This window comes from Sandaracinomonas limnophila (assembly GCF_004005965.1).
Classification (GTDB): Bacteria; Bacteroidota; Bacteroidia; order Cytophagales; family Spirosomataceae; genus Sandaracinomonas; species Sandaracinomonas limnophila.
The window spans coordinates 388,825-409,897 of the sequence record NZ_SACY01000002.1 but is presented as its reverse complement, the minus strand read 5'-3'; the positions used below and the strand labels follow the sequence as shown (position 1 = coordinate 409,897).

At 35.9% G+C, this 21,073-nt stretch carries 26 protein-coding genes; 21 read left to right on the top strand and 5 right to left on the bottom strand.

Annotated elements, in window-relative coordinates:
* Positions 1 to 21 precede the first annotated feature (21 nt).
* From rplF to carA, 15 genes are all read left to right on the top strand, one after another.
* Positions 22 to 579, top strand: coding sequence for a 50S ribosomal protein L6 (gene rplF, locus EOJ36_RS05405; RefSeq protein WP_127803131.1), 558 nt, complete (start codon positions 22 to 24; stop codon positions 577 to 579).
* Positions 580 to 621: 42 nt separating this feature from the next.
* A complete protein-coding gene (gene rplR / locus EOJ36_RS05400) occupies positions 622 to 969 on the top strand; it encodes a 50S ribosomal protein L18 (RefSeq protein WP_127803129.1) in 348 nt (115 codons plus the stop codon).
* A 5-nt stretch (positions 970 to 974) separates the two neighbouring features.
* Positions 975 to 1,493 (top strand): 30S ribosomal protein S5, encoded by a 519-nt coding sequence (gene rpsE, locus EOJ36_RS05395; RefSeq protein WP_127803127.1) that lies wholly within the window; start codon positions 975 to 977, stop codon positions 1,491 to 1,493.
* A gap of 35 nt (positions 1,494 to 1,528) precedes the next feature.
* On the top strand, positions 1,529 to 1,708 hold the full coding sequence (gene rpmD, locus EOJ36_RS05390; protein ID WP_127803125.1) for a 50S ribosomal protein L30: 180 nt from the start codon (positions 1,529 to 1,531) through the stop codon (positions 1,706 to 1,708).
* Between the two features lie 45 nt (positions 1,709 to 1,753).
* Entirely contained in the window at positions 1,754 to 2,200 is a 447-nt protein-coding gene (gene rplO, locus EOJ36_RS05385) for a 50S ribosomal protein L15 (RefSeq protein WP_127803123.1), read from the top strand.
* A gap of 18 nt (positions 2,201 to 2,218) precedes the next feature.
* Positions 2,219 to 3,541 (top strand): preprotein translocase subunit SecY, encoded by a 1,323-nt coding sequence (gene secY, locus EOJ36_RS05380; protein ID WP_127803121.1) that lies wholly within the window; start codon positions 2,219 to 2,221, stop codon positions 3,539 to 3,541.
* Position 3,542: 1 nt separating this feature from the next.
* Positions 3,543 to 4,349: a type I methionyl aminopeptidase gene (gene map / locus EOJ36_RS05375; RefSeq protein WP_127803119.1), complete on the top strand. Its 807-nt coding sequence runs from the start codon at positions 3,543 to 3,545 to the stop codon at positions 4,347 to 4,349.
* A 7-nt stretch (positions 4,350 to 4,356) separates the two neighbouring features.
* Complete coding sequence (infA, locus tag EOJ36_RS05370) at positions 4,357 to 4,575, top strand: translation initiation factor IF-1 (protein ID WP_127803117.1); 219 nt, start codon at positions 4,357 to 4,359, stop codon at positions 4,573 to 4,575.
* Positions 4,576 to 4,595: 20 nt separating this feature from the next.
* Positions 4,596 to 4,712 carry a 50S ribosomal protein L36 gene (gene rpmJ, locus EOJ36_RS05365; protein ID WP_109741971.1) on the top strand — a complete coding sequence of 39 codons (117 nt, stop codon included), beginning with the start codon at positions 4,596 to 4,598 and terminating at the stop codon, positions 4,710 to 4,712.
* A gap of 35 nt (positions 4,713 to 4,747) precedes the next feature.
* On the top strand, positions 4,748 to 5,125 hold the full coding sequence (gene rpsM, locus EOJ36_RS05360; protein ID WP_127803115.1) for a 30S ribosomal protein S13: 378 nt from the start codon (positions 4,748 to 4,750) through the stop codon (positions 5,123 to 5,125).
* A 39-nt stretch (positions 5,126 to 5,164) separates the two neighbouring features.
* Positions 5,165 to 5,560 carry a 30S ribosomal protein S11 gene (rpsK, locus tag EOJ36_RS05355; RefSeq protein WP_127803113.1) on the top strand — a complete coding sequence of 132 codons (396 nt, stop codon included), beginning with the start codon at positions 5,165 to 5,167 and terminating at the stop codon, positions 5,558 to 5,560.
* A gap of 101 nt (positions 5,561 to 5,661) precedes the next feature.
* Positions 5,662 to 6,267, top strand: coding sequence for a 30S ribosomal protein S4 (gene rpsD / locus EOJ36_RS05350; protein WP_127803111.1), 606 nt, complete (start codon positions 5,662 to 5,664; stop codon positions 6,265 to 6,267).
* Between the two features lie 67 nt (positions 6,268 to 6,334).
* Positions 6,335 to 7,324, top strand: a complete 990-nt coding sequence (locus tag EOJ36_RS05345) for a DNA-directed RNA polymerase subunit alpha (protein WP_127803109.1) — start codon at positions 6,335 to 6,337, stop codon at positions 7,322 to 7,324.
* Positions 7,325 to 7,404: 80 nt separating this feature from the next.
* Positions 7,405 to 8,004 carry a 50S ribosomal protein L17 gene (gene rplQ, locus EOJ36_RS05340; RefSeq protein WP_127803107.1) on the top strand — a complete coding sequence of 200 codons (600 nt, stop codon included), beginning with the start codon at positions 7,405 to 7,407 and terminating at the stop codon, positions 8,002 to 8,004.
* 96 nt (positions 8,005 to 8,100) lie between these two features.
* Complete coding sequence (gene carA / locus EOJ36_RS05335; RefSeq protein WP_127803105.1) at positions 8,101 to 9,201, top strand: glutamine-hydrolyzing carbamoyl-phosphate synthase small subunit; 1,101 nt, start codon at positions 8,101 to 8,103, stop codon at positions 9,199 to 9,201.
* Positions 9,202 to 9,232: 31 nt separating this feature from the next.
* On the opposite strand, the gene EOJ36_RS05330 is transcribed toward carA, so the two are convergent.
* The 3 genes from EOJ36_RS05330 to EOJ36_RS05320 all read right to left on the bottom strand — a co-directional run bounded on the left by EOJ36_RS05330 (position 9,233) and on the right by EOJ36_RS05320 (position 11,807).
* Complete coding sequence (locus tag EOJ36_RS05330) at positions 9,233 to 10,639, bottom strand: TonB-dependent receptor (RefSeq protein ID WP_127803103.1); 1,407 nt, start codon at positions 10,637 to 10,639, stop codon at positions 9,233 to 9,235.
* Positions 10,640 to 10,725: 86 nt separating this feature from the next.
* On the bottom strand, positions 10,726 to 11,583 hold the full coding sequence (locus tag EOJ36_RS05325; protein WP_127803099.1) for an N-acetylglucosamine kinase: 858 nt from the start codon (positions 11,581 to 11,583) through the stop codon (positions 10,726 to 10,728).
* A complete protein-coding gene (locus EOJ36_RS05320) occupies positions 11,580 to 11,807 on the bottom strand; it encodes a cytochrome b5 domain-containing protein (protein ID WP_127803097.1) in 228 nt (75 codons plus the stop codon). Before EOJ36_RS05320 ends, EOJ36_RS05325 begins: the two co-directional genes overlap by 4 nt.
* An 88-nt stretch (positions 11,808 to 11,895) precedes the next feature.
* Between EOJ36_RS05320 and EOJ36_RS05315 the strand changes: the two genes are divergently transcribed.
* The 4 genes from EOJ36_RS05315 (at position 11,896) to EOJ36_RS05300 (ending at position 16,132) form a co-directional block, all read left to right on the top strand.
* On the top strand, positions 11,896 to 12,378 hold the full coding sequence (locus EOJ36_RS05315; protein WP_127803095.1) for a hypothetical protein: 483 nt from the start codon (positions 11,896 to 11,898) through the stop codon (positions 12,376 to 12,378).
* Positions 12,379 to 12,381: 3 nt separating this feature from the next.
* The gene (gene thiL, locus EOJ36_RS05310; protein WP_127803093.1) at positions 12,382 to 13,401 is read left to right on the top strand and encodes a thiamine-phosphate kinase; all 1,020 of its coding nucleotides are present in this window, start codon (positions 12,382 to 12,384) and stop codon (positions 13,399 to 13,401) included.
* A gap of 19 nt (positions 13,402 to 13,420) precedes the next feature.
* Entirely contained in the window at positions 13,421 to 14,107 is a 687-nt protein-coding gene (locus tag EOJ36_RS05305; protein WP_127803091.1) for a WbqC family protein, read from the top strand.
* Positions 14,108 to 14,197: 90 nt separating this feature from the next.
* Positions 14,198 to 16,132, top strand: coding sequence for a polysaccharide biosynthesis protein (locus EOJ36_RS05300; RefSeq protein ID WP_127803089.1), 1,935 nt, complete (start codon positions 14,198 to 14,200; stop codon positions 16,130 to 16,132).
* On the opposite strand, the gene EOJ36_RS05295 is transcribed toward EOJ36_RS05300, so the two are convergent.
* Positions 16,116 to 16,760 carry a phosphatase PAP2-related protein gene (locus EOJ36_RS05295; RefSeq protein ID WP_127803087.1) on the bottom strand — a complete coding sequence of 215 codons (645 nt, stop codon included), beginning with the start codon at positions 16,758 to 16,760 and terminating at the stop codon, positions 16,116 to 16,118. The two genes, EOJ36_RS05300 and EOJ36_RS05295, sit on opposite strands and share 17 nt — an antisense overlap.
* Positions 16,761 to 16,807: 47 nt before the next feature.
* Here EOJ36_RS05295 and msrA point away from each other — a divergent pair, with 47 nt between their 5' ends.
* The gene (msrA, locus tag EOJ36_RS05290) at positions 16,808 to 17,464 is read left to right on the top strand and encodes a peptide-methionine (S)-S-oxide reductase MsrA (RefSeq protein WP_394342707.1); all 657 of its coding nucleotides are present in this window, start codon (positions 16,808 to 16,810) and stop codon (positions 17,462 to 17,464) included.
* On the opposite strand, the gene EOJ36_RS05285 is transcribed toward msrA, so the two are convergent.
* The gene (locus tag EOJ36_RS05285; protein ID WP_127803085.1) at positions 17,465 to 20,182 is read right to left on the bottom strand and encodes a putative LPS assembly protein LptD; all 2,718 of its coding nucleotides are present in this window, start codon (positions 20,180 to 20,182) and stop codon (positions 17,465 to 17,467) included.
* Between the two features lie 88 nt (positions 20,183 to 20,270).
* Between EOJ36_RS05285 and EOJ36_RS05280 the strand changes: the two genes are divergently transcribed.
* Positions 20,271 to 21,071 (top strand): N-acetylmuramoyl-L-alanine amidase family protein, encoded by an 801-nt coding sequence (locus tag EOJ36_RS05280; RefSeq protein WP_127803083.1) that lies wholly within the window; start codon positions 20,271 to 20,273, stop codon positions 21,069 to 21,071.
* Positions 21,072 to 21,073 lie beyond the last annotated feature (2 nt).

Here is a 21,073-nt window from a genome sequence, read left to right as displayed (position 1 = left end):
TTTAAGCACAAAAAATTTACAATGTCTAGAATAGGTAACAAGATTATTAACGTTCCAGCTGGTGTAACAATTGAAGTTAGTCCTGCTAATTTGGTGACAGTAAAGGGCCCGAAAGGAACTTTATCTCAGCAAATTGATGTGGATATCACTGTTGAACAAGAAGGTAACGTTTTAACTGTAAAACGTCCTACAGAACAAAAGCGTCACAAAGCTCTACATGGTTTATACCGTTCATTGATCAACAATATGGTGGTTGGTGTTTCTGATGGTTTCAAGAAAGAAATGGAAATCATTGGTGTGGGTTACAAGGCTGCTAATCAAGGAAACATCCTTGAGTTGAACTTAGGATATTCTCACGCAATTTTCATGGCTGTTCCTTCTGAAATCAAAGTTGCAACTGCAATGGAGAAAGGAAAGAATCCAATGGTTGTGTTGGAAGGTATTGATAAGCAATTAATTGGCCAAGTAGCTGCTAAAATTAAGTCACTTCGTCCAGTTGAACCATACAAAGGTAAAGGTGTACGTTTTGTTGGTGAGCAGGTTCGTCGTAAGGCAGGTAAAGCAGGTGGTAAAAAATAGTAATTAATTAGTGGGTCGGAAATCCACAAAATATAATTTAAAATGGCAACATTAAAAGATTCTCGTAGAAGTCGCATTAAGAAATCAATCCGTGGTAAGATCGCGGGTACTGCAGAGCGTCCACGTTTAACCGTGTATCGTTCTAATTCAGCAGTATATGCGCAAATTATAGATGATGCACAAGGAAAGACCTTGGCTGCTGCAACTTCTTATGTTAAAGGAAAAGTAAACAATAACATCGAAGCAGCTTCTAAAGTTGGAAAAGCAATTGCTGAAAAAGCTACAGCAGCTGGAATTAGCAAAGTTGTTTTTGATCGTAACGGTTATTTGTATCACGGTAGAATTAAATCATTAGCAGAAAGCGCTCGCGAGGGTGGCTTACAATTTTAATAAATATGTCACATTTACAAGCAAAACCTGTTAAGGTAAACGAGGGAGAATTGAAGGAGAAAGTTGTAGCTATCAATCGTGTTGCGAAGGTAGTTAAGGGTGGTCGTCGTTTCAGTTTCTCTGCTATCGTAGTAGTGGGTGATGGTAAAGGTATCGTTGGATTCGGTTTAGGAAAAGCGAACGAGGTTACTGATGCAATCACAAAAGGAATTGAAGATGCAAAGAAAAACTTGTTCCAAGTTCCTTTAATTAAAAATACTGTTCCTCACGAGCAATTAGGTAAATTCTCTGGTGGTTTCGTTTTAGTGAAGCCTGCAGCTCCAGGTACAGGATTGATCGCCGGTGGTGCGATGCGTGCTGTATTGGAATCAGCTGGTGTTCACGACGTCTTAGCTAAGTCTAAAGGTTCTTCAAACCCACACAACGTGGTTAAAGCAACTGTTGATGCCTTAGTTAAAATGAGAGCTCCACACAGTGTTGCATTCCAGAGAGGAATTTCTGTTGCAAAAGTATTTAATGGATAATCCGAGGTCCTGAACCTCTTAATACAAAGATTAAAATGTCGAAAGTTAAGGTTACTCAAGTTAAAAGCGCAATTAAGTGCCCGGAAGTACAAAAACGTACAATCCAAGCTTTAGGATTAGGAAAAATCCGTAAAAGTGTTGAGGTAGAATTAAATCCTGCTATTCAAGGTATGATTCGTGCCGTAAATCACTTAGTTGTAGTAGAAAATATTTAATTAATTTTGCGAGTTGTTTTTTAAACAGCGCTAAGCCCAATAGATATGAAATTATCAAATTTAAGACCTGCAGAAGGTTCAGTAAAAACAAGAAAAAGAGTTGGTCGTGGTCAAGGTTCAGGATTAGGTGGAACTTCCACTCGTGGACACAAAGGTGCTCAGTCACGTTCAGGTTATTCACGTAAGCGTGGTTTTGAAGGTGGTCAGATGCCTTTACAGCGTCGTGTTCCTAAGTTTGGTTTCAAAAACATCAACCGTGTGGAGTATAAAGCAATCAATTTGGATACAATCCAGTTATTGGCTGATACTTACAAGTTGAAAGTGGTTGATTTCGAAGCCTTATATACTCACGGTTTGGTTTCCAAATCTGATTTAGTTAAAATTTTGAGTCGTGGTGCTATTTCTTCTGCTATAGAAGTTCATGCAAAAGGATTCTCATCTGCCGCTAAAGCTGCTATTGAAGCTGCTGGTGGACAAGCTATTGTTGACTAATCTTCTTAAAAACAGCTGATGAATAAGTTATTTACAACTTTAAAGCATATTTTTTCTATCGAAGAATTAAAAGGACGTATCTTTAGTACGCTCCTTTTTCTTGCTTTCTTTAGATTGGGTTCTTACATCGTACTACCAGGTGTAGATGCAACGAAATTAACTCAAACTGGTGATGGTGGTTTATTTGGATTGTTGAATATGTTCTCTGGTGGAGCTTTAAGCAATGCGTCTGTATTTGCTTTGGGTATTATGCCATACATTTCAGCTTCAATTGCCATTCAATTGTTAACAATTGCTTTGCCTTACTTCCAAAAAATGCAGAAGGATGGAGAAGCTGGACGTAAGAAATTGAATCAAATCACTCGTATTTTAACCATTTTTGTTACTGCTGCACAAGGTTTTACTTACTTGCAGGTTACAATTCCTACTGAAGCTATTTTAGTAGATCCTTGGTTTTTCCGCTTGTATGGTGTTGCCATTTTAGTAGGAGGTACCATGTTATGTATGTGGCTAGGTGAAAAAATTACTGACAAAGGTATCGGAAATGGTATTTCAATGTTAATTATGATTGGTATCGTTTCTCGATTCCCTTCAGCATTAATTCAGGAAGCAACTTCTCGCGGAATGTCTGGTGCCTTGTTGTTTATCATTGAAGTTTTGGCTCTATTCTTTGTTGTAATGGGTGCTGTTATGGTTGTTCAGGCTGTACGTCGTATCCCAGTTCAATATGCAAAGCAAGTTGTTGGTTCGAATGCCAATGCGGTTGGCGGTGAGCGTCAGTATATTCCTTTGAAATTAAATGCTTCAGGTGTTATGCCAATCATTTTTGCGCAAGCTTTGATGTTTATCCCAGGATTAGCAGCACAGTCTTTCGCTGATAAAAGTGAATTTGCACAATCGGTGGCTCAGGCATTTGGAGATTTTACAACTTGGCAATACAATGTTTTGTTTGCTGTTTTAATTATCTTATTTACCTTCTTCTACACAGCAATTTCTATCAACCCGACGCAAATTTCAGATGATATGAAGCGCGGTGGTGGATTTGTTCCAGGTATTAAGCCAGGTGAAGAAACATCAAATTTCATTGCAACTATTTTAGACCGTATTACTTTGCCAGGTGCAGTAATGTTGTCGATCATTGCAATTTTACCTGCTATTGCCAACTTGTTTGGTGTAACGAGAAGTTTTGCATCCTTCTTTGGAGGAACTTCTTTGTTGATTTTAGTAGGTGTTGTTTTAGATACATTGCAACAAATAGAAAGTTATTTGTTGATGAGAAAGTACGAAGGATTAATGCAATCAGGAAGAGTGAAAGGTCGCTCTGAAGTGATTGGAAGATAATATGATTTATCTTAAGTCTCCAGAGGAATTAGCCATTATTAAACAAAATGGTGAAATTTTAGGAAAGTGCCATGCGGAAGTCGCTAAAGCAATTAAACCTGGAATTACCACTTTGGAATTAGATAAAATTGCTTTAGCATTTATTAAAGATAATGGAGCACATCCATCTTTTTTAAATTATAAAGTAGGTAGTAAAACCTATGCTTATTCTTTATGTATTTCAGTGAATGACGTGGTTGTTCATGGTTTACCTGGGAATTTAGTTTTAAAAGAGGGTGATACAATTGCCATTGATGCCGGAGTTTATAAGAATGGATTTCACGCGGATAGTGCTTATACCTACGGAATTGGAAATGTGGCGGAGGAAGCGCAAGAATTATTAAAAAGGACAAAAGAGTCCTTGTATGTTGGAATTCAACAGGCAATTGAAGGTAAAAGAACTGGCGATATAGGATCTGCTGTTCAAGTTTACACGGAAGCCAGAGGCTACGGTGTGGTACGAGAATTGGTAGGACATGGAGTTGGTAAAAATTTGCATGAAAGTCCTGAAGTTCCTAATTATGGTAGAAAAGGTGAAGGTTCTAAATTAAAGGCAGGAATGGTTATTGCCATTGAGCCAATGATTAATTTGGGACAAAAGAACATTGTGATGGATAAGGACGGCTGGACGATCCGTACACGCGATGGAAGACCTTCTGCCCATTTTGAGCATACAGTAGCTGTCGGAAAAGAAAAAGCGGAAATTTTAACGACTTTTGCTCCGATTGAAGAAGTTTTAAAAACATCAACAGTATTGTTGAATATTTAAATAAATTATGGCAAAACAGTCATCGATTGAAGTTGATGGAATTATTTTAGAAGCTCTTTCGAACGCGATGTTTCGTGTTGAATTAGAAAATACGCATCAAGTGATTGCGCATATTTCTGGTAAGATGCGAATGCACTACATTAAGATTTTACCTGGTGATAAGGTGAAATTAGAAATGTCACCTTACGATTTAAGTAAGGCGAGAATTGTTTACAGGTATAAATAAAAGATTAAAAATTAATAAAAATGAAAGTTAAAGCATCCATTAAAAAGCGTAGCGCCGAGTGTAAGGTGATTCGTCGTCACGGAAAACTTTTTGTGATTAACAAGAAAAATCCAAAGTTTAAGCAAAGACAAGGATAAGAATTTAATAGATAAATAAACAATAAATTACCTATATGGCTCGTATTGCTGGGGTTGATATCCCCGATAAAAAAAGAGGTGAGATTGCGTTGACTTATATCTTTGGTATTGGTCGTAGCACTGCTCAAAAAATCTTGACACAAGCTTCTATCTCATGGGACAAAAAAGCCGGAGAGTGGAACGATACAGAGGCTAGCGCTATTCGTGCTATCATTGCTGCTGAGTTCAAGACGGAAGGTCAATTGAAGTCTGAGATTTCATTAAACATTAAGCGTTTGATGGATATTGGTTGTTACCGTGGTTTGCGCCATCGTAAGGGTTTACCTTTACGTGGTCAACGTACTAAAAACAACTCTCGTACCAGAAAAGGAAGAAGAAAAACAGTTGCTAACAAAAAGAAGGTAACTAAGTAATAAACGAGGGTCGTGAGATCCGATTTCTAAACAAATAGTATGGCACAAGCAAAAAGAAAAGACAAAGCCAAGAAAAGGGTGGTTGTAGTTGAGCAAGCAGGTCAAGTACACATCAAGGCGTCATTCAACAACATTATTATTTCTATTACTAATTCTGCAGGACAAGTAATTTCTTGGGCTTCTGCAGGAAAGATGGGATTCCGTGGTTCTAAAAAGAACACTCCTTATGCTGCTCAAATGGCGGCTTCAAACTGTGCAGCAGTTGCAGTTGAGGCGGGTATGAAAAAAGCTGAGGTTTTTGTAAAAGGACCAGGTGCAGGACGTGAGTCTGCAATCCGTACCATCCAAAATTCTGGAATTGAAGTATCTATCATTAAAGATATTACTCCAATGCCACACAATGGATGTCGCCCACCAAAGCGTCGTAGAGTTTAATAATTTTTTAACGTTGGAGCAATTAGTAATTATTTCCTCCAATTATTTTTTCACAATTTAATTACTTCATTGAATAATAGGTTCAATGACTTTTTAACAAAATGGCAAGATATACAGGTCCAAAATCTAAAATTGCACGTCGTTTCGGAGAAGCAATCTTAGGTCCGAGTAAAGCATTAGCTCGTAAAAATTATGCTCCAGGTATGCACGGAAAAGGCAAGCGCGCTAAAGTTTCCGAATATGCATTACAATTGAAAGAAAAGCAAAAAGTTAAATATACTTATGGAATTTTAGAGCGTCAGTTCGAAAACTTGTTCCATAAAGCAGCTGTAAAAGAGGGTATCACTGGTGAAAACTTATTAAAATTGTGTGAAGCACGTTTAGATAATGTTGTTTACCGTTTAGGAATTGCTCCTACTCGCCGTGCAGCTCGTCAATTAGTTATTCACAAGCACATCATTGTTGATGGAGATGTAGTAAATGTGCCATCTTACTCATTACGTCCTGGACAATTAGTAGGTGTTCGTGAAAAATCAAAATCATTGGAAGTTGTTTCCAATTCATTAGAAGGTCGTTCTCCTAAGCGTTTTAACTGGTTAGAGTGGGACGGAGTTGAATTAGTAGGTAAGTTTACTCAATTCCCAGAGAGAGACCAAATTCCTGAAACCTTTAACGAGCAGGCTATCGTCGAATTGTATTCGAAATAATCTGTCTGAAAAAGATACATTTAGAGTAACAGTAAAGTTTTTTAAAAAACATTTTAAGCTACGAAATATGTCAATATTAGCATTCCAAATGCCCGAAAAAGTTGTAATGGAAAAAGCCGATGACTTCCACGGGTTATTTGAGTTCAAGCCACTCGAAAAAGGCTACGGTGTTACCATTGGTAACGCGCTTCGTAGAATTTTACTTTCCTCTTTGGAAGGTTATGCGATCACAAGCGTTAAAATTTCAGGAGTTTTACACGAATTCTCTGCAATTGAAGGCGTTCACGAAGATGTTTCTGAAATTATCTTGAATTTGAAAAAAATTCGCTTCAAAAAAGCACAAGAAATTTTAGATAACAAAGTAAGCATCAAAGTAAAGGGCCAAGAGGCTTTTACTGCTGGTGATATCGCAAAATTCACTCCTTATTTTACCATTTTGAATCCAGAGTTGGTAATTTGTCACTTAGATTCTTCCAAAGAATTAGAGGTTGAAATTATCATCGAAAAGGGTCGTGGATACGTTCCAGCTGACGAGCCAAGAGCTAACGAGTTAGCTTTCGGTCATATCGCTATCGATTCAATCTATACTCCTATTAAGAATGTAAAATTCAGTGTTGAAAATACACGTGTGGAGCAGAAGACTGACTACGAAAAGTTAATTTTAGATATTGAAACGGATGGATCTATCCACCCAGAAGATGCATTGAAAGGTGCTGCTCATATCTTGATTCAACACTTCATGTTATTCTCTGATCAAACGATGACTTTCGAAGCACCTAAGACGGAGGAAGATAACATTGTTGATGAGGAAATGTTACACATGCGTAAATTGTTGAAGACTTCATTAGCAGATCTTGATTTATCTGTTCGTGCTTATAACTGCTTGAAATCTGCAGATGTTCGTACATTAGGTGAATTAGCTGCTTTAGAAATTTCTGATATGATGAAATTCAGAAATTTCGGTAAGAAGTCATTAACAGAATTAGAACAATTAATCGAAGACAAAGGTCTTACTTTCGGTATGGATGTTGCGAAGTACCGTTTAGATGAGGACTAAAATTTAAACAAAGTAATAGGTGATTTGCTGAACAGTAAATTAACCGCAGCCTTCGTGCTTTTAACTTACGAAATATTATAATGAGACACGGTAAAAAATTTAATCATTTAGGAAGAACATCTTCACACAGAGCGGCTTTACTTTCAAATATGGCTTCTTCTTTGATCTTGAACAAGCGTATCGAAACGACTGTTGCTAAGGCTAAGGAATTACGTAAATATGTAGAGCCTTTAATCACAAAATCTAAAACAGACAACACAAACAATCGTCGTGTGGTTTTCTCTTATTTGCAAAATAAGGAAGCTATTAAAGAATTGTTTGGTATTGTTTCTGAAAAGGTTTCAACTCGTCCTGGTGGATACACACGTATCATCAAATTGGGAAATCGTTTAGGTGATAACGCTGAAGTTTGTTTCATCGAATTAGTTGACTTCAACGAGACTATGTTGGCTGCAGCTGCTGAAAAAGGAGCTAAGACACGTAGAAGCAGAAGAGGTGGTGCTAAGAAAGAAGAGACTGTTGCTGCTGCGCCAGCTGCTGAAGTAGTTGAAGAAGCTGCAGTAGTTGCTGAAGAGCCAAGTGCAGAAGTTGTAGAAGAGGTTGCTGTTGAGGAAACTCCAGCTGCTGAAGAAGCACCTGCTGCTGAGGAGTCAAGCGAAGAAAAAGGAGAAGACGCTTAATACGCATCCAACCATATTTTTTTAGAGGGCTTCAATTTTAGTTGAAGCCCTTTTTTTGAACTAAATTGCCCTTTAAATTATTCTATATCAAAATTTATGAAAAGCACCTTGTCTAAACCAGCTGTTCTTCTACTTCAAGATGGTACCATTTTCCAAGGAAAAGCCTTAGGAAAAATAGGTACGCATGGAGGAGAAATTTGTTTTAATACAGGAATGACCGGTTATCAAGAAATCTATACAGACCCTTCTTATTCCGGGCAAGTTATTATCAATACTACCTCACATATTGGTAATTATGGCGTAATGACAGCTGAAGAAAGTGAATCTTCAAAAGTTCAAATTGCAGGAATGGTTTGTAATGAGTTTGCTCCTTTACATTCTAGACATACAGCAGATGGTTCTTTGCAAGACTTTTTAGAAAACGCTGGTGTTGTTGGAATCTCAGGAATTGATACGCGTGCTTTAGTTCGCCATATTCGCACAAAAGGTGTTATGAACTGTTTGATTTCCTCTGAAATCTTCGAAATTGAAGACCTAAAAAAGGAATTGAATAAAATACCTTCCATGGAAGGACTTGAATTATCTTCTACCGTTTGCACGCAGGAGGCATATAATTTAGGTGAAGAAAATGCTGAATTTAAGGTTGCCGTTTTAGATTTGGGAGTTAAAAAATCAATTTTAACAAACTTTACTGATCGTAATTGTTATTTGAAGGTTTTCCCTGCAAAAACATCATTTGAAGAAATAAATGCGTGGAACCCAACGGGATTTTTTGTGTCCAATGGTCCAGGTGACCCAGCAGTGATGCCATATGCAGTAGAAACTGTTACTCAGATGTTGAATTCAGATAAACCGGTTTTTGGGATTTGTTTGGGGCATCAAATATTGGCTCAAGTTTGTGGTCTACATACCTATAAAATGCACAATGGCCATAGAGGTTTAAATCATCCTGTTAAAAATTTGATTACGGGACTTTCTGAAATTACTTCGCAAAATCATGGTTTTGCAGTGAAATTGGAGGATATTCAAGTTAGTGACCGGGCTGAATTAACACATATTAATTTGAACGACAACACAGTTGAAGGACTACGTGTTAAGGGTAAAAAAGCTTTTTCAGTTCAACATCACCCCGAGGCTGCACCTGGTCCTCATGACTCAAGGTATTTGTTTGATCAGTTTGTTGATTTATTGAAATAAAAAAGAGCCGGTTTTAAACCGGCTCTTTTATTTATTTTATTCCAAATAATTTATTCTTCTTAATTTGTGTTGCAACCAATTTGGGTACATACTTTTCCCATTCGGCATCACCATTCTCAATTAATTTCAATACTTGATCCGTATGAATATTCATAAGGCTTTTGTCAGACATTTCGATGTCTGCCAATTTGTTGTTATCTAATAAATATTGAAACAAACCTTTTAAATGTTCTTCAGGTTTGAAATTTTGTAAATCAATGACTTCTCCCTCTTCATCTACCGTAGGATACAGAAAAAGTTTAATATTTGAACCAAATAATTGGCCTAAGGCACTTAATATACCGCCCGGTAATTCTTTGTAATGTTTTTCTTCAAAAATATATTCCAAATTGGGCATACCCATGATGAGCGCCATTTTCAATTTGGTGAATTGGCCTAAGTAAGATACCAATTTGAAATACTCATGAAAATTTGAAATTAAAACTGTTTGTCCTAGTGAACATAAAATATCCACCCTGTCTAAAAAGTCTTTTTCATTGATTGTTTTGTGTCCGTCTGTTAAATTTCGTAAGGTTAATTCTGCCAATACACAAATTTTATCATCGTCCACGTCAGGTTCATTTTCAAACTGTCTGAGGCCCTTTTTCAACATATCTGAGAAGATGTTGGTTACGGGTCTAAAACGGCCTCTAATGGCAACGATATGTTTTTTTGCTAGGGCATCATAAGGTTGCATAACATTTCCATCAGGACCAAAAACCGCAGCTTGCGTATAGCCATATTTTACTAAATACAGAGACATCAATCGGTTATCTACTTCTTTGAAATCGGGACCAACAAAACGGATCATATCAATTTCAATTCTGTCTGTAGAAAGGTCATCTAATAAGGAAACTAATATTTTTTCAGGGTCATCTGAATAGTTGAAGCAGGCATGAAGCAAATTAACACCGATGATACCAATGGCTTGCTGCTGCAATACATTGTCGTTGTCTAACATGTTAACATGTATGACAACATCATTGAAGGGCCCGTTGGGAGTCAACTGAAAACGTAGACCAATCCAACCGTGGGGATCATTTGTTTTTTGAAAATTAAGTGCTGCAACTGTATTAGCAAAGGCAAAAAATCGTTTTTCATCTGCCGAATCCATCAAACGTACTTGAAGGAGTTTGAATTCACGATTCAGCATTTTCATTAATCGAGGTTCACAAACATATTTCCCAGAGGCTTCTTCGCCATAAATAGCGTCTGAAAAAGCCATATCGTAAGCAGATATCGTTTTGGCAATCGTTCCTGAGGCTCCACCCGCCTTAAAAAAATTTGCAGCAACTTCTTGACCGGCGCCTATTTCGGCAAATGAGCCATAAATACTACGATCTAGATTTATTTGAAGTGCTTTTTGTTTGGTCCCGATGGATTTAATTCTATTGCTCATCGCTCGAATAGTTTTAAGAAGGCATATAAACAAAGTTATATAAAACTACTCAAATAACTGATTTTTTCTTGAAAAGATTCAATAATTTACCCTTCTAGCTCTTTTTTGTGAAAAAGTGTAAGTCCAGCAATGGGGTTTTCACAAATAATACCACAAGCAATTTGATTTTCTGCCAAAACTGATCGTAAAATATCGCTAAAATAAAAGGCGACACTTCCCGTAAAATGAACTTTTGAGGATCTAATTTGTGGATATTTTACTAAATATTTTGAAACAAATTCTTGAAAGGAATTTTGGATAAGGTGATAGACAAATGGATGTTTTCTGTGGTCAAAAATGAATTTGCTAAAAGTGGCGAACCATCTGTTGGGGAATTCTTCTTTGTATGCTTTTTGTAGAATGTCGGTGCGTGTCATTTCCCCAAATCGTTTGTTAAAGAAACCTAACATATCATCTGGCATTTCCTTGTGTAGATAACTTAAAACCAAAGATTTTCCTAAATGGCCTCCGGAGCCCTCATCTCCAAGCCAAAATCCTAAGGGTGGCACTTGGTGAATTAATAATCCATTTTCAAAGTAACCCGAATTTGATCCAGTTCCTAAAATACATGCAATTCCCTTCTCCTTTCCAACACAGGAAATGGCGGCACTTTCTAAATCGTTTTTTATGACAATATATTGGCAAGTAGGTAAAAATTCGTTAAAGAGGGTGCTTAAGATTTGTTTTTCCTTATCGCTAGTTATGCCAGTTCCATAATAGTATATTTTTTGGACGGTATATTGTTTAATTTCTTCTAAAACCTTCAATTGCGAGGCTTTGATATGGTCAATGTTTTCGTAATAGGGGTTAATTCCTGATGAATGAAATTCAATTGGTTTGTTTACAGAATCTTGTAAGATTCTCCATGTAGTGTTTGTTGAACCGCTTTCAATTACTAAAATCATATTAATTTTCCGATAATGGTAAATTTTTTGAATACATTTTCTTGATGGGGAGCATCAGCTAATTCGGCAGTTAAATCTTGGCCTGCCCAATGCTCATAATGTTTGCCATTTTTCCATAATCTAGAAGAAGTCACATCATAAATAGTTCCTTGAAATGCCACCCAAATTTCGGGTTTATCGGTTCCGTTTCGCAAGGCCAATTGACTTTTAGTGTATTCTTTCAATTTAATTTTTTGTCGAAGCTACTTATAAAAATGTTCATTTTAGTTTTTTTCAATTAAAGATTTTTATCTTTGAAGATAATTTCTTTTTATGAAAAAAATAAACCTACTTCTGCTAATTATTTCTGTTGTTCTTGTTCAAGCATGTTCAAGTTCTTCAGGGGGGGGGACCACTCCACCAACGCCAGTTGAAACAGTGGCAACTACCATTAAAAAATCCTGGACAGTGTCTCAGGTCTCTTGGGATGGTGTTTCACAATTCGATAAAACCTCTACCACAAATTTAGTAAGTGGTTATTCAGGATTTAAATTAGATTTAAGTGTTGCCGGAACCGTAAAATTAACCGAATTTGATGGCAATGTTTTTACAGGAAATTATTCTATTTCTACAGATGAAACTACTTTAAAATTAAGTGGTCTAACTTCTAGTAGTGGAGTTCCTTCTGGAACCAATGGTAATTTAGATTTTACTATTCTTTCTAAACCTGCTGGCGGTGCAATGACCTTGGAAACAACAACTACTTATATCAAAGCCTCAAATAAAAAAGTAAAATTAATTTTAGCAGGCGCTTAAATTATGACTCAACGAACGGAGATTGGACAAGTGGGTGAGTTTGGACTCATTCAAATCATAAAAGAAAAATTTTCAAATAGAAATTCTGAAACAGTTTTAGGTATTGGTGATGATGCGGCGGTTTTGAAAAGCGCCGACAATATAGTTCATAGCACAGAATTATACATAGAGGGTATACATTTTGATTTGGCCTATAGCCCATTACCTCATTTAGGATATAAATTGATAAGTGCAGCGCTCTCAGATTTAGCGGCAATGAATGCCTTGCCCAAGCAAGTCACTTTGGGACTTGGTTTAAGTAATCGTTTTTCTGTTGAGTCAGTTGAATCTTTTTATGAAGGTGTACAACAGGCATGCGAAGAATATAAAGTCGATTTGGTTGGCGGTGACGTTACGGCATCTCCTACCGGCTTATTGGTTTCTGTAAATGTTGTTGGAACAGTTGACGAAGAGCATTTGGTTAAAAGGTCTGGAGCTAAAGTAAATGATGTAATTTGTGTTACGGGTGATTTGGGTGCAGCCTTTATGGGCTTGCAAGCTTTGGAAAGAGAAAAGCAAGTGTTTTTGGCTAATCCAGGAATGCAGCCAGAATTAGAAGGTAAAAGTTATGTAATCATGCGACAATTAAAGCCTTCTGCACGTTTTGATATAATCCATGAATTACGTTCTTTGGGCGTTGTTCCAACTTCTATGATTGATTGTTCAGATGGACTTTCTTCTGAAATTATTCATTTGTGTAATGCCTCAGGTGTAGGAGCTCGAATTTTTGAAAAAAATATCCCCATTGATGACGAGACGTATTTGGTAGCTACGGAATTTAATTTTAGCCCTTTAACGGCTGCTTTAAATGGAGGAGAAGATTATGAGTTGGTTTTCACCGTGTCTCAAAAAGACTATGAAAAAATATCCAAACTAGCAGATGTTGCTGCTGTTGGATTTATTACTAGTGACCCCTCTGAAAAAATATTAGTACTGAAATCGGAACAGGTTGTTCCATTAAGCGCCCCAGGTTTTGGACAATAATCAACAAAAGGTTGCAATTATGCAGCCTTATTTTTTTCCTTATATTGGTTATTTTCATCTGATTGCAGCATCAGACATTTTTGTATTTTATGATGATGTAAATTTTATAAAAAAAGGATGGATTCATCGAAATCAAATGCTATTGGGTAAGGAGGCCTATAAGTTTACTATTCCACTTTTGGCAGCAAGTCAAAATAAATTGATTAATGAAACAGAAATTTTTTGGGAGAGTGGTTTTGCTGAAAAATGGTTAAATCAATTGGAATCGAGTTATAAAAATGCTCCTAATTACCAGGAAGTACGACTTTTAATTGAAAAGGTTCTTTCTAACAAGGATCAAAATTTAGCAAGTTTAGCTATTCATAGTATTTTGTTAACTTGTGAATATTTGGGTTTAAATAAAGTTTTTCACAAAAGTTCAGATTTAGGAATTTCAAAGGATGCAGGTCGAGCCGAACGCCTGATTGAAATTACAAAGCATTTTAACTGTACACAATACATTAATGCCGTGAATGGTCAAGAATTGTACAATAAGCCCGATTTTAAGGAAATGGGAGTAGATTTATCCTTTGTCGCCCCAAAGATTATTTCCTATAAACAAGGAGGTCAAACTGAATTTATTCCTTATTTGTCTATCATTGATATACTAATGTGGAACAAAAAAGAGGAGATTTTGTCAGTTTTATTTGCCTTTGATATCATATGATTTTACATATTAATACATATAAATTACTAATTGCTTTTGATTTATAAGTAAATTTGCATTGAGAAAAAGCCACTCGTTAGATGTAAATTTATGACTATCAGTTCTACGAATTATTTTATTAGAAGGTTTTCAGACCGCTTCATTTCCAGGTGGTTGGTTCTAGCTGTAGACATTTCTGTAGTTGTTTTTTGTATTTTTTTTGCAACACTAATTAGAAGAAATTTTCGTATTTCCGATATCGATTTAGATTTATTGCGTTTTAATTTCTTTTTGATTTTATCTACACGCATTGTATTTTTCTTTCTATTTAAATCCTATGAAGGAATTATTCGCCATACAAGTATGGAGGATGCACTGAAAATTTTTAAAACAATTTTCTTGAGTAGTTTATTTATCCTTGCTATTTCTTGGGGCTATAAATTTCAATTTGAAACCTTAAATTTCATTTCAAATGCACTTGCAGTTTATATAATTGATTTTTTCTTAACCTTAGTATTTTTAATTGGTATTAGAATATTTGCTAAAGCGTTTTATGAATTTTTCAATGTAAATAATTTACCTGTTTCAAATGTTTTAATTTTTGGAGCGGGTTATTCAGGATTATTGACAAAAAATATTATTTCTGCAGATAGTAGAAGTAATTATGCTGTTTTAGGATTTATAGATGAAAATGAAACAAAGATCAATAAATCTTTAGAAGGTATTCGTGTTTATAATTTAGAGCAGGCAATAGAGAGGTTTGTGGGCCATTATAGGAATCTTTCAGTAATTATTGCTGTCAATAATTTAAGTAAGGAAAAACGAAGATATGTTTCAGATTTATTTTTGGAAAAGGGTATAGTGGTTAAGAATTTGCCACCAATGAATAAATGGGTTGACGGTGGATTTTCGCTTAATCAAATACATAACGTAAAGATTGAAGATTTATTAGGAAGAGAGGTTATTCAAACCAATAATTCAAGTATTTCTAGTGAGATTAATTCAAAAACAATATTCGTAACAGGTGCTGCCGGTAGTATTGGGAGTGAGTTGGTTCGACAATTGATCCAATATTTGCCCAATAAATTGATTTTAATCGATCAATCGGAAACAGGAATTTATGATTTGGAATTTGAATTGAAAGGGCAGATTCCACAAAATGTTAATGTGAATTTTATTGTTGGTAGTGTGACAGATAAAATTCGAATGGCGAAAATTTTTAAGAAATATAAACCAGATATCGTTTTCCACGCAGCAGCCTATAAACATGTGCCACTGATGGAGAATAATCCGTATGAGGCCATTCGCGTGAATGTTTTAGGTACTCGTTTAATGGCTGACCTAGCTATTGAATCAGGTGTTAAAAAATTCGTAATGGTTTCTACTGATAAGGCAGTGAATCCAACAAATGTGATGGGAGCCACTAAGCGTTTGGCAGAGATGTACACGCAGTCGATGAATCAATTGGAAGATGGTAAAACCAAATTCATTGCCACTCGATTTGGAAATGTTTTGGGATCAAACGGTTCTGTAATTCCTTTGTTTAAAAAACAAATTGAAAACGGCGGCCCATTAACAGTTACTCATCCAGAAATTACGCGCTACTTTATGACAATTCCTGAAGCTTGCCAATTGGTATTAGAGGCAGCTACAATGGGTGTTGGAGGCGAGGTTTTTGTGTTTGATATGGGAGAGCCGGTTAAAATTGTAGATTTGGCCAAAAAGATGATCACTTTAAGTGGCTTGACGATTGATAAGGATATTAAATTGCATTTTTCTGGATTACGCCCGGGAGAAAAATTATATGAAGAATTATTGAGTAACAACGAAAATACCTTGCCAACTCATCACCCAAAAATATTAATCGCTAAATTAAATACTCCTTCTTTTGCCTTTATGGAAATTCAATTGAATGATATTCAAACTATTTTAGAAATGGGTACGAATACACATTTAGTGGCAAAAATAAAGGAAATTATACCTGAATATCTATCAAATAATTCTGTATTTGAACAATTAGATAAAAGTACTATTCTTCGTAAGTAATCAATTTTTTGCTGATTCCAATTGAAAGTGCTGTAAAGAAAAATGCACCTAAAATATCAATGCTGTAGTGGATATGTTGAATTAATAATAAGGCAATTAAAAGCGCAGTTAATAGGTATGCTCCTATTTTTTCCCAAGGTTTAACAAGGAAATAGCAAACGAAAATCATAGTTGCAGTGTGTCCTGAAAAAAACAAATCTTTTGTGATGGCAAGATTTTCCCCGTAAATAAAAATTTCTGCTAAGGGGTCATGTAGATCCACTAAATTAAAAGGTGGATTTAAGGGAATGAAGTAAATGCACAAAAATCGAAAGGTTGTTTCAATATTGAATGCCCAAGCAAAAACAATAAAATCTTTGGGCCGTTTGATTAAACTAATTAATAAATAAATAACAGAAACATAAATGATACCAAAAATTAAATGCGAGTTATTGGAAGGTTCAATCGCGTTTAATATAAAATCATTTAATTGAATTCCGTTTCTTTGTTGAATCCATTGAAAAAAAGAGTCTGCCTTTAAAGGGAAAATTGAAAAATAAATCAATGAACTCAAAAACAAATACTTGAATTTGGGGTTTGAAAGATTTTTTTTCCAATTAGCCTTAAAATTTTGAGTAGTTTGACTCATTATAACAAAAGATTCCTTTTAAATTTGGGTGGCAAAACTATTAAAAAATGTCAAAACTATTCTGTCAATTTCAAAAAACTTTTATTTTCATCAGTATTTTGATGACATTTTTGGTACTTTCTTGTACGGGAAAGGTAAATTCTAAACAAAAATTGAAAGAAGATATGTCGATAGGAACAGATACTATAACATTTGGTGCAGGTTGTTTTTGGTGTGTGGAGGCGGTATTTCAGCAAGTCAAAGGTGTTACAAAAGTAACGTCTGGTTACATGGGAGGGAAATTAAAAAATCCTACTTATCGGGAGGTTTGTTCTGGTTTAACAGGCCATGCAGAAGTGTGTCAATTAGTATTTGATTCGAAGGTGGTTTCAGTTGATAAATTATTAGAAATCTTTTGGCAGACACACGATCCGACCACATTAAACAGGCAAGGGCATGACATAGGTACGCAATATCGTTCGGCTGTATTTTTTCATAATGAAGAGCAAAAGGCAAAGGCAACTTCATGGAAAAAACAGTTAAATGATAAAAAAGTGTTTCCAAACCCTATTGTGACTGAAATTACACAGGCTTCAACTTTTTACCCCGCGGAGGATTATCACCAAAATTATTTCCAGGAAAATGGGGAGGAACCTTATTGCCAGGTGGTGATTAAACCTAAAATGGATAAATTTTTAAAGGAATTTAAGTCGGTTTTAAAATAATTAAAAACCACCTTTGTCATAGAAACTTCTTCTGCGGGAGATTTTCAAATCTTGCAATAAAGAAGATTTGACCCTTAAATCAAACGAATAATTACTCGCTCTACCATAAAATGGACTGGCAATTGGTGTCCAATTGAAATTCATTTCCCAACAATGTAGATCACGATGGACGGAAAGGGTTGTGTAGGTTAAGCCTTTGAATTTGAAATCATAACCTGAATTAACCGATAATTTCCATTTTTCAGATAGACTTAAATCACCCTGAAAGGTCATGCCACTAATTACCTGAGGAGTAGCCAAACCGGTTTTAAACATGCTATATTGGTAACTAAATGAAAGAGTCCATGGGATGTTCCAATCTACATAATCTTCCAAATTTCTATTGATTTGGTTTAATTGCGCAGTGCTTCCAAATGAACTTTGTTTGGGTTTGTCGGATCCTTTCGGGGCAAATCTTTTACCAATGGAAAAATTGAAAGATTGTAGTCGCGCTAAACCTTCGCCAAGCTTAATCATCAAATCGGGAGTCCTTCTGCCTACTTGTGGGAAAAATTGGTCTTCAACATATAAATAGGGGTCAAGTGAGCCACCAAAGTTAATGTCAAATTTTTTAACGCGTGAAGCAGCATTAAATCCTAAATTGGAAAGGGGGTATTCCTTGGCCAATAAATTATAACTTCCATTGATGCCGAAATTGTCTAAGATGGAAATTTTTTCACTTTGCTTAGTCGCTGTATCGGATTTGGATTTAATTTTAGCTTCTAGAGTGTTTTGGAGTCCAAAGCTGATGGCACCAGATGCGCCACCATAACTTGTTATTTTAGGGTCAAACGTACTAATTCTTCTAATATCACCGATTTGTTCCACCCCATCTGCATTGATGAATTTTCGGTTATTTATACGTACATCTTGGAAAAATCCATACGTAGGGTCAGAATAATCTGGGGTATAACTAACACTTATGGAAGGAGCCATCGTATGTCTAATCCCTTCTAATCGGCCCTTTTTGATATTTAATGTTCCATACAAACGGGTATTCATACTTGCTGAAAACGCAATTTGTTGAGAAAACTTAGGCAAACCTCCAATAGTATCAATTCGAACGGTGGAGTCCGATTTCATGTAAGTGTATTTGTAACTTCTGGTGTACATATTTCCTCCCCATGATATACCAGGTGTTAAATTGATGTACCGATTGATTTTAATGTTTGGCAAGGAAAGTGGTATGCTATAGGTGAATTTGGTTTGCGCCTTCTCAAGTAAGGTTGGCAAGGTATTCAAATTTACAGGCAATACGCCAGGAGGAAGGTCATCTATTGACTTCGGAACATAAGGTTTTTGAATGGTACCTCGTAAATCATTGGAGGAACGAGGATAAACATCAAATTCGTAGCGAGTATATAGATCTGATACCTGGTTATTTAAACTAACGCTCCCTGAAAAGTCTAAACCAATTCTGAATTGATCGATGAATCGATCTCCAATAGATTTTTTCTTTTTGAAGGGTTGAAACTGGTTCATTCCAAAATTGAAATCTGTTCCCGCATCTAAAATTCTGGTAGTTGTATTTTGGTTAACTCGGAAAGATATACCTGTTCTTATATTTTGACCAAAGTTTTTAGCATATTGAATAGCCGAACTAACCGTGTTCGACATATATTGTTGCGAATTAAAGGTGTTAAATTGATTATAAGAGTTGGAAACTAAATTGACGGATGCGGAAAAAGAAGAGTTTCCGCGGGCTCTCGGACTGTGCGACCACTGAAGGGCAAAATCTGTTCTGTAGGTAGGGCTAAACTCTGCACCATTGGAATTTCTATTATAGGCTAAATTAAAATTACCACTATAGCGGTATTTTTTATTGTATTGCGAATTGGCGCCCAATCCCCATCCGCCTTTTGAATAAATTTGAGAAGTAAATCGGATTCCTATGTTTTCACTTGCCGCCCAATAATACCCTCCATCTCTTAAATAAAAACCTCTTCCATTAGGTTCTTCACCATAGGTTGGAAACAAGATGCCTGATTTGCCAGCCTCTTTGGGTTGAGAATAAGGGAAGAATCCAAAGGGTAGTCCAATGGGCAAAGGAATGTCGTTTAATTCAAAATTGAAGGGTCCTGAAATGATCTCTTTTCTGCCGACAACTTTGATTTTTCGCGCACGGATGTTGAAATGTGGATGAGATAAATTACAGGTTGTATAAATGGCATTTCGGATATACATGTTTTCCTCCTCATCCTTTTTAACATTACTTCCCTGAATAAAACCTTCACCTTGTTGGGTAACTATTTCCTTAATTATGGCTTTTTTCGATTTGAAATTGTAGCGAATTTCCCTGGAGTCGTATTTGTCAGAGCCTTGCATAAACAAGGGTAGCCCAATTTCTTTTTTTGAAGTGCTGTCGTAAGTTCCCTTGGCAAAAACTTCATTTTTAGCCCAGTCTAGTCGAATGTAATCTGCTTCTAAGCTGATTTGCCCATATTTTACTTTTGCTCCGCCGTATAAATTGACCACTTGATTTTCTGCATCCAAAATGGTAGAGTCGATTGCAGAGTAAAATACGGTAGTTTCTAATTGTGTTGTGGAAGAATCTTTTTTTACAACAACTTTTTGTGTACTATCTGTTGATATTACTTTTTGGGCAATTGCCTGTGTTGATAGGCTCCAAAAGAATAAAACCGAAAGCAGAAGAATGATATTTTTACCGATTGAATTCAAAAAAATCTAGGTTAAAAACGTATATTTGTTGTAAAAAGAATACAAAATTACATTATTGTTCGTTCTTACGCGTAATATTTTAACATTTATGTTTTCGTTGCGAATACTTTTTAACGTTTTATTGATCGGTTCTATTTTATTTTTCGGTTCATTTGATTTTGATGAGCCGATAAAAACATCTAAAAAGAATTTATTAAAAACAGTTTGTTTGGATGCCGGACATGGTGGGAAAGACCCTGGCTGTCACGGACCAAAGGGGAATCAAGAGGGGAAGGTTACGCTAAAAATTATTTTAGGTGTAGGGAGGATGTTGAAAGAAGCCTATCCCGATTTGAAAATTGTTTACACGCGGGATACAGATACGTTTATTGAGTTAAATGAAAGAGCAAACATCGCCAACAGAAACAAAGCTGACTTGTTTATTTCTGTACATTGTAATGCCGCTTTGAATAAATCGGCATACGGAACAGAAACCTATACCATGGGTTTGCATAAATCAGATGGTAATTTGAACGTTGCAAAGCGTGAAAATGCTGTTATTTTACAAGAGAAGGATTATGAAAATACCTATGGTGGCTTTGATCCAAATTCGCCTTTGTCGTATATAATGATGGTAAATTATCAGAGCGCATTTATGGCAAACTCTGTTAAATTTGCTTCCTTTGTAGAAAATAATTTTGCTAAAACCTATAACCGTAAAAGTTTTGGTGTTAAGCAGGCCGGGTTCTTGGTGATTTGGAGAACTGCAATGCCAAGTGTTTTGGTGGAAACAGGCTTTTTGACCAATCCAGAGGAGGAAGATTATTTATCCTCAGAAAAAGGACAGCAAGAGGTTTCAGATGCTATTGTAAAGGCTTTCAAGCAATATAAAGAAGACCTAGAAAAATAAAT

Coding starts and splice junctions, on each gene's coding strand:
- rpsD (WP_127803111.1), top strand. CDS start 5,662: ATGGCAAGATATACAGGTCCAAAATCTAAAATTGCACGTCGTTTCGGA.
- rpmJ (WP_109741971.1), top strand. CDS start 4,596: ATGAAAGTTAAAGCATCCATTAAAAAGCGTAGCGCCGAGTGTAAGGTG.
- EOJ36_RS05300 (WP_127803089.1), top strand. CDS start 14,198: ATGACTATCAGTTCTACGAATTATTTTATTAGAAGGTTTTCAGACCGC.
- rplO (WP_127803123.1), top strand. CDS start 1,754: ATGAAATTATCAAATTTAAGACCTGCAGAAGGTTCAGTAAAAACAAGA.
- infA (WP_127803117.1), top strand. CDS start 4,357: ATGGCAAAACAGTCATCGATTGAAGTTGATGGAATTATTTTAGAAGCT.
- carA (WP_127803105.1), top strand. CDS start 8,101: ATGAAAAGCACCTTGTCTAAACCAGCTGTTCTTCTACTTCAAGATGGT.
- secY (WP_127803121.1), top strand. CDS start 2,219: ATGAATAAGTTATTTACAACTTTAAAGCATATTTTTTCTATCGAAGAA.
- EOJ36_RS05325 (WP_127803099.1), bottom strand. CDS start 11,583: ATGATTTTAGTAATTGAAAGCGGTTCAACAAACACTACATGGAGAATC.
- rpsM (WP_127803115.1), top strand. CDS start 4,748: ATGGCTCGTATTGCTGGGGTTGATATCCCCGATAAAAAAAGAGGTGAG.
- rpsE (WP_127803127.1), top strand. CDS start 975: ATGTCACATTTACAAGCAAAACCTGTTAAGGTAAACGAGGGAGAATTG.
- rplF (WP_127803131.1), top strand. CDS start 22: ATGTCTAGAATAGGTAACAAGATTATTAACGTTCCAGCTGGTGTAACA.
- EOJ36_RS05280 (WP_127803083.1), top strand. CDS start 20,271: ATGTTTTCGTTGCGAATACTTTTTAACGTTTTATTGATCGGTTCTATT.
- EOJ36_RS05330 (WP_127803103.1), bottom strand. CDS start 10,639: ATGAGCAATAGAATTAAATCCATCGGGACCAAACAAAAAGCACTTCAA.
- rpsK (WP_127803113.1), top strand. CDS start 5,165: ATGGCACAAGCAAAAAGAAAAGACAAAGCCAAGAAAAGGGTGGTTGTA.
- rplR (WP_127803129.1), top strand. CDS start 622: ATGGCAACATTAAAAGATTCTCGTAGAAGTCGCATTAAGAAATCAATC.
- rpmD (WP_127803125.1), top strand. CDS start 1,529: ATGTCGAAAGTTAAGGTTACTCAAGTTAAAAGCGCAATTAAGTGCCCG.
- rplQ (WP_127803107.1), top strand. CDS start 7,405: ATGAGACACGGTAAAAAATTTAATCATTTAGGAAGAACATCTTCACAC.
- msrA (WP_394342707.1), top strand. CDS start 16,808: ATGTCAAAACTATTCTGTCAATTTCAAAAAACTTTTATTTTCATCAGT.
- EOJ36_RS05295 (WP_127803087.1), bottom strand. CDS start 16,760: ATGAGTCAAACTACTCAAAATTTTAAGGCTAATTGGAAAAAAAATCTT.
- EOJ36_RS05315 (WP_127803095.1), top strand. CDS start 11,896: ATGAAAAAAATAAACCTACTTCTGCTAATTATTTCTGTTGTTCTTGTT.
- EOJ36_RS05345 (WP_127803109.1), top strand. CDS start 6,335: ATGTCAATATTAGCATTCCAAATGCCCGAAAAAGTTGTAATGGAAAAA.
- EOJ36_RS05305 (WP_127803091.1), top strand. CDS start 13,421: ATGCAGCCTTATTTTTTTCCTTATATTGGTTATTTTCATCTGATTGCA.
- thiL (WP_127803093.1), top strand. CDS start 12,382: ATGACTCAACGAACGGAGATTGGACAAGTGGGTGAGTTTGGACTCATT.
- map (WP_127803119.1), top strand. CDS start 3,543: ATGATTTATCTTAAGTCTCCAGAGGAATTAGCCATTATTAAACAAAAT.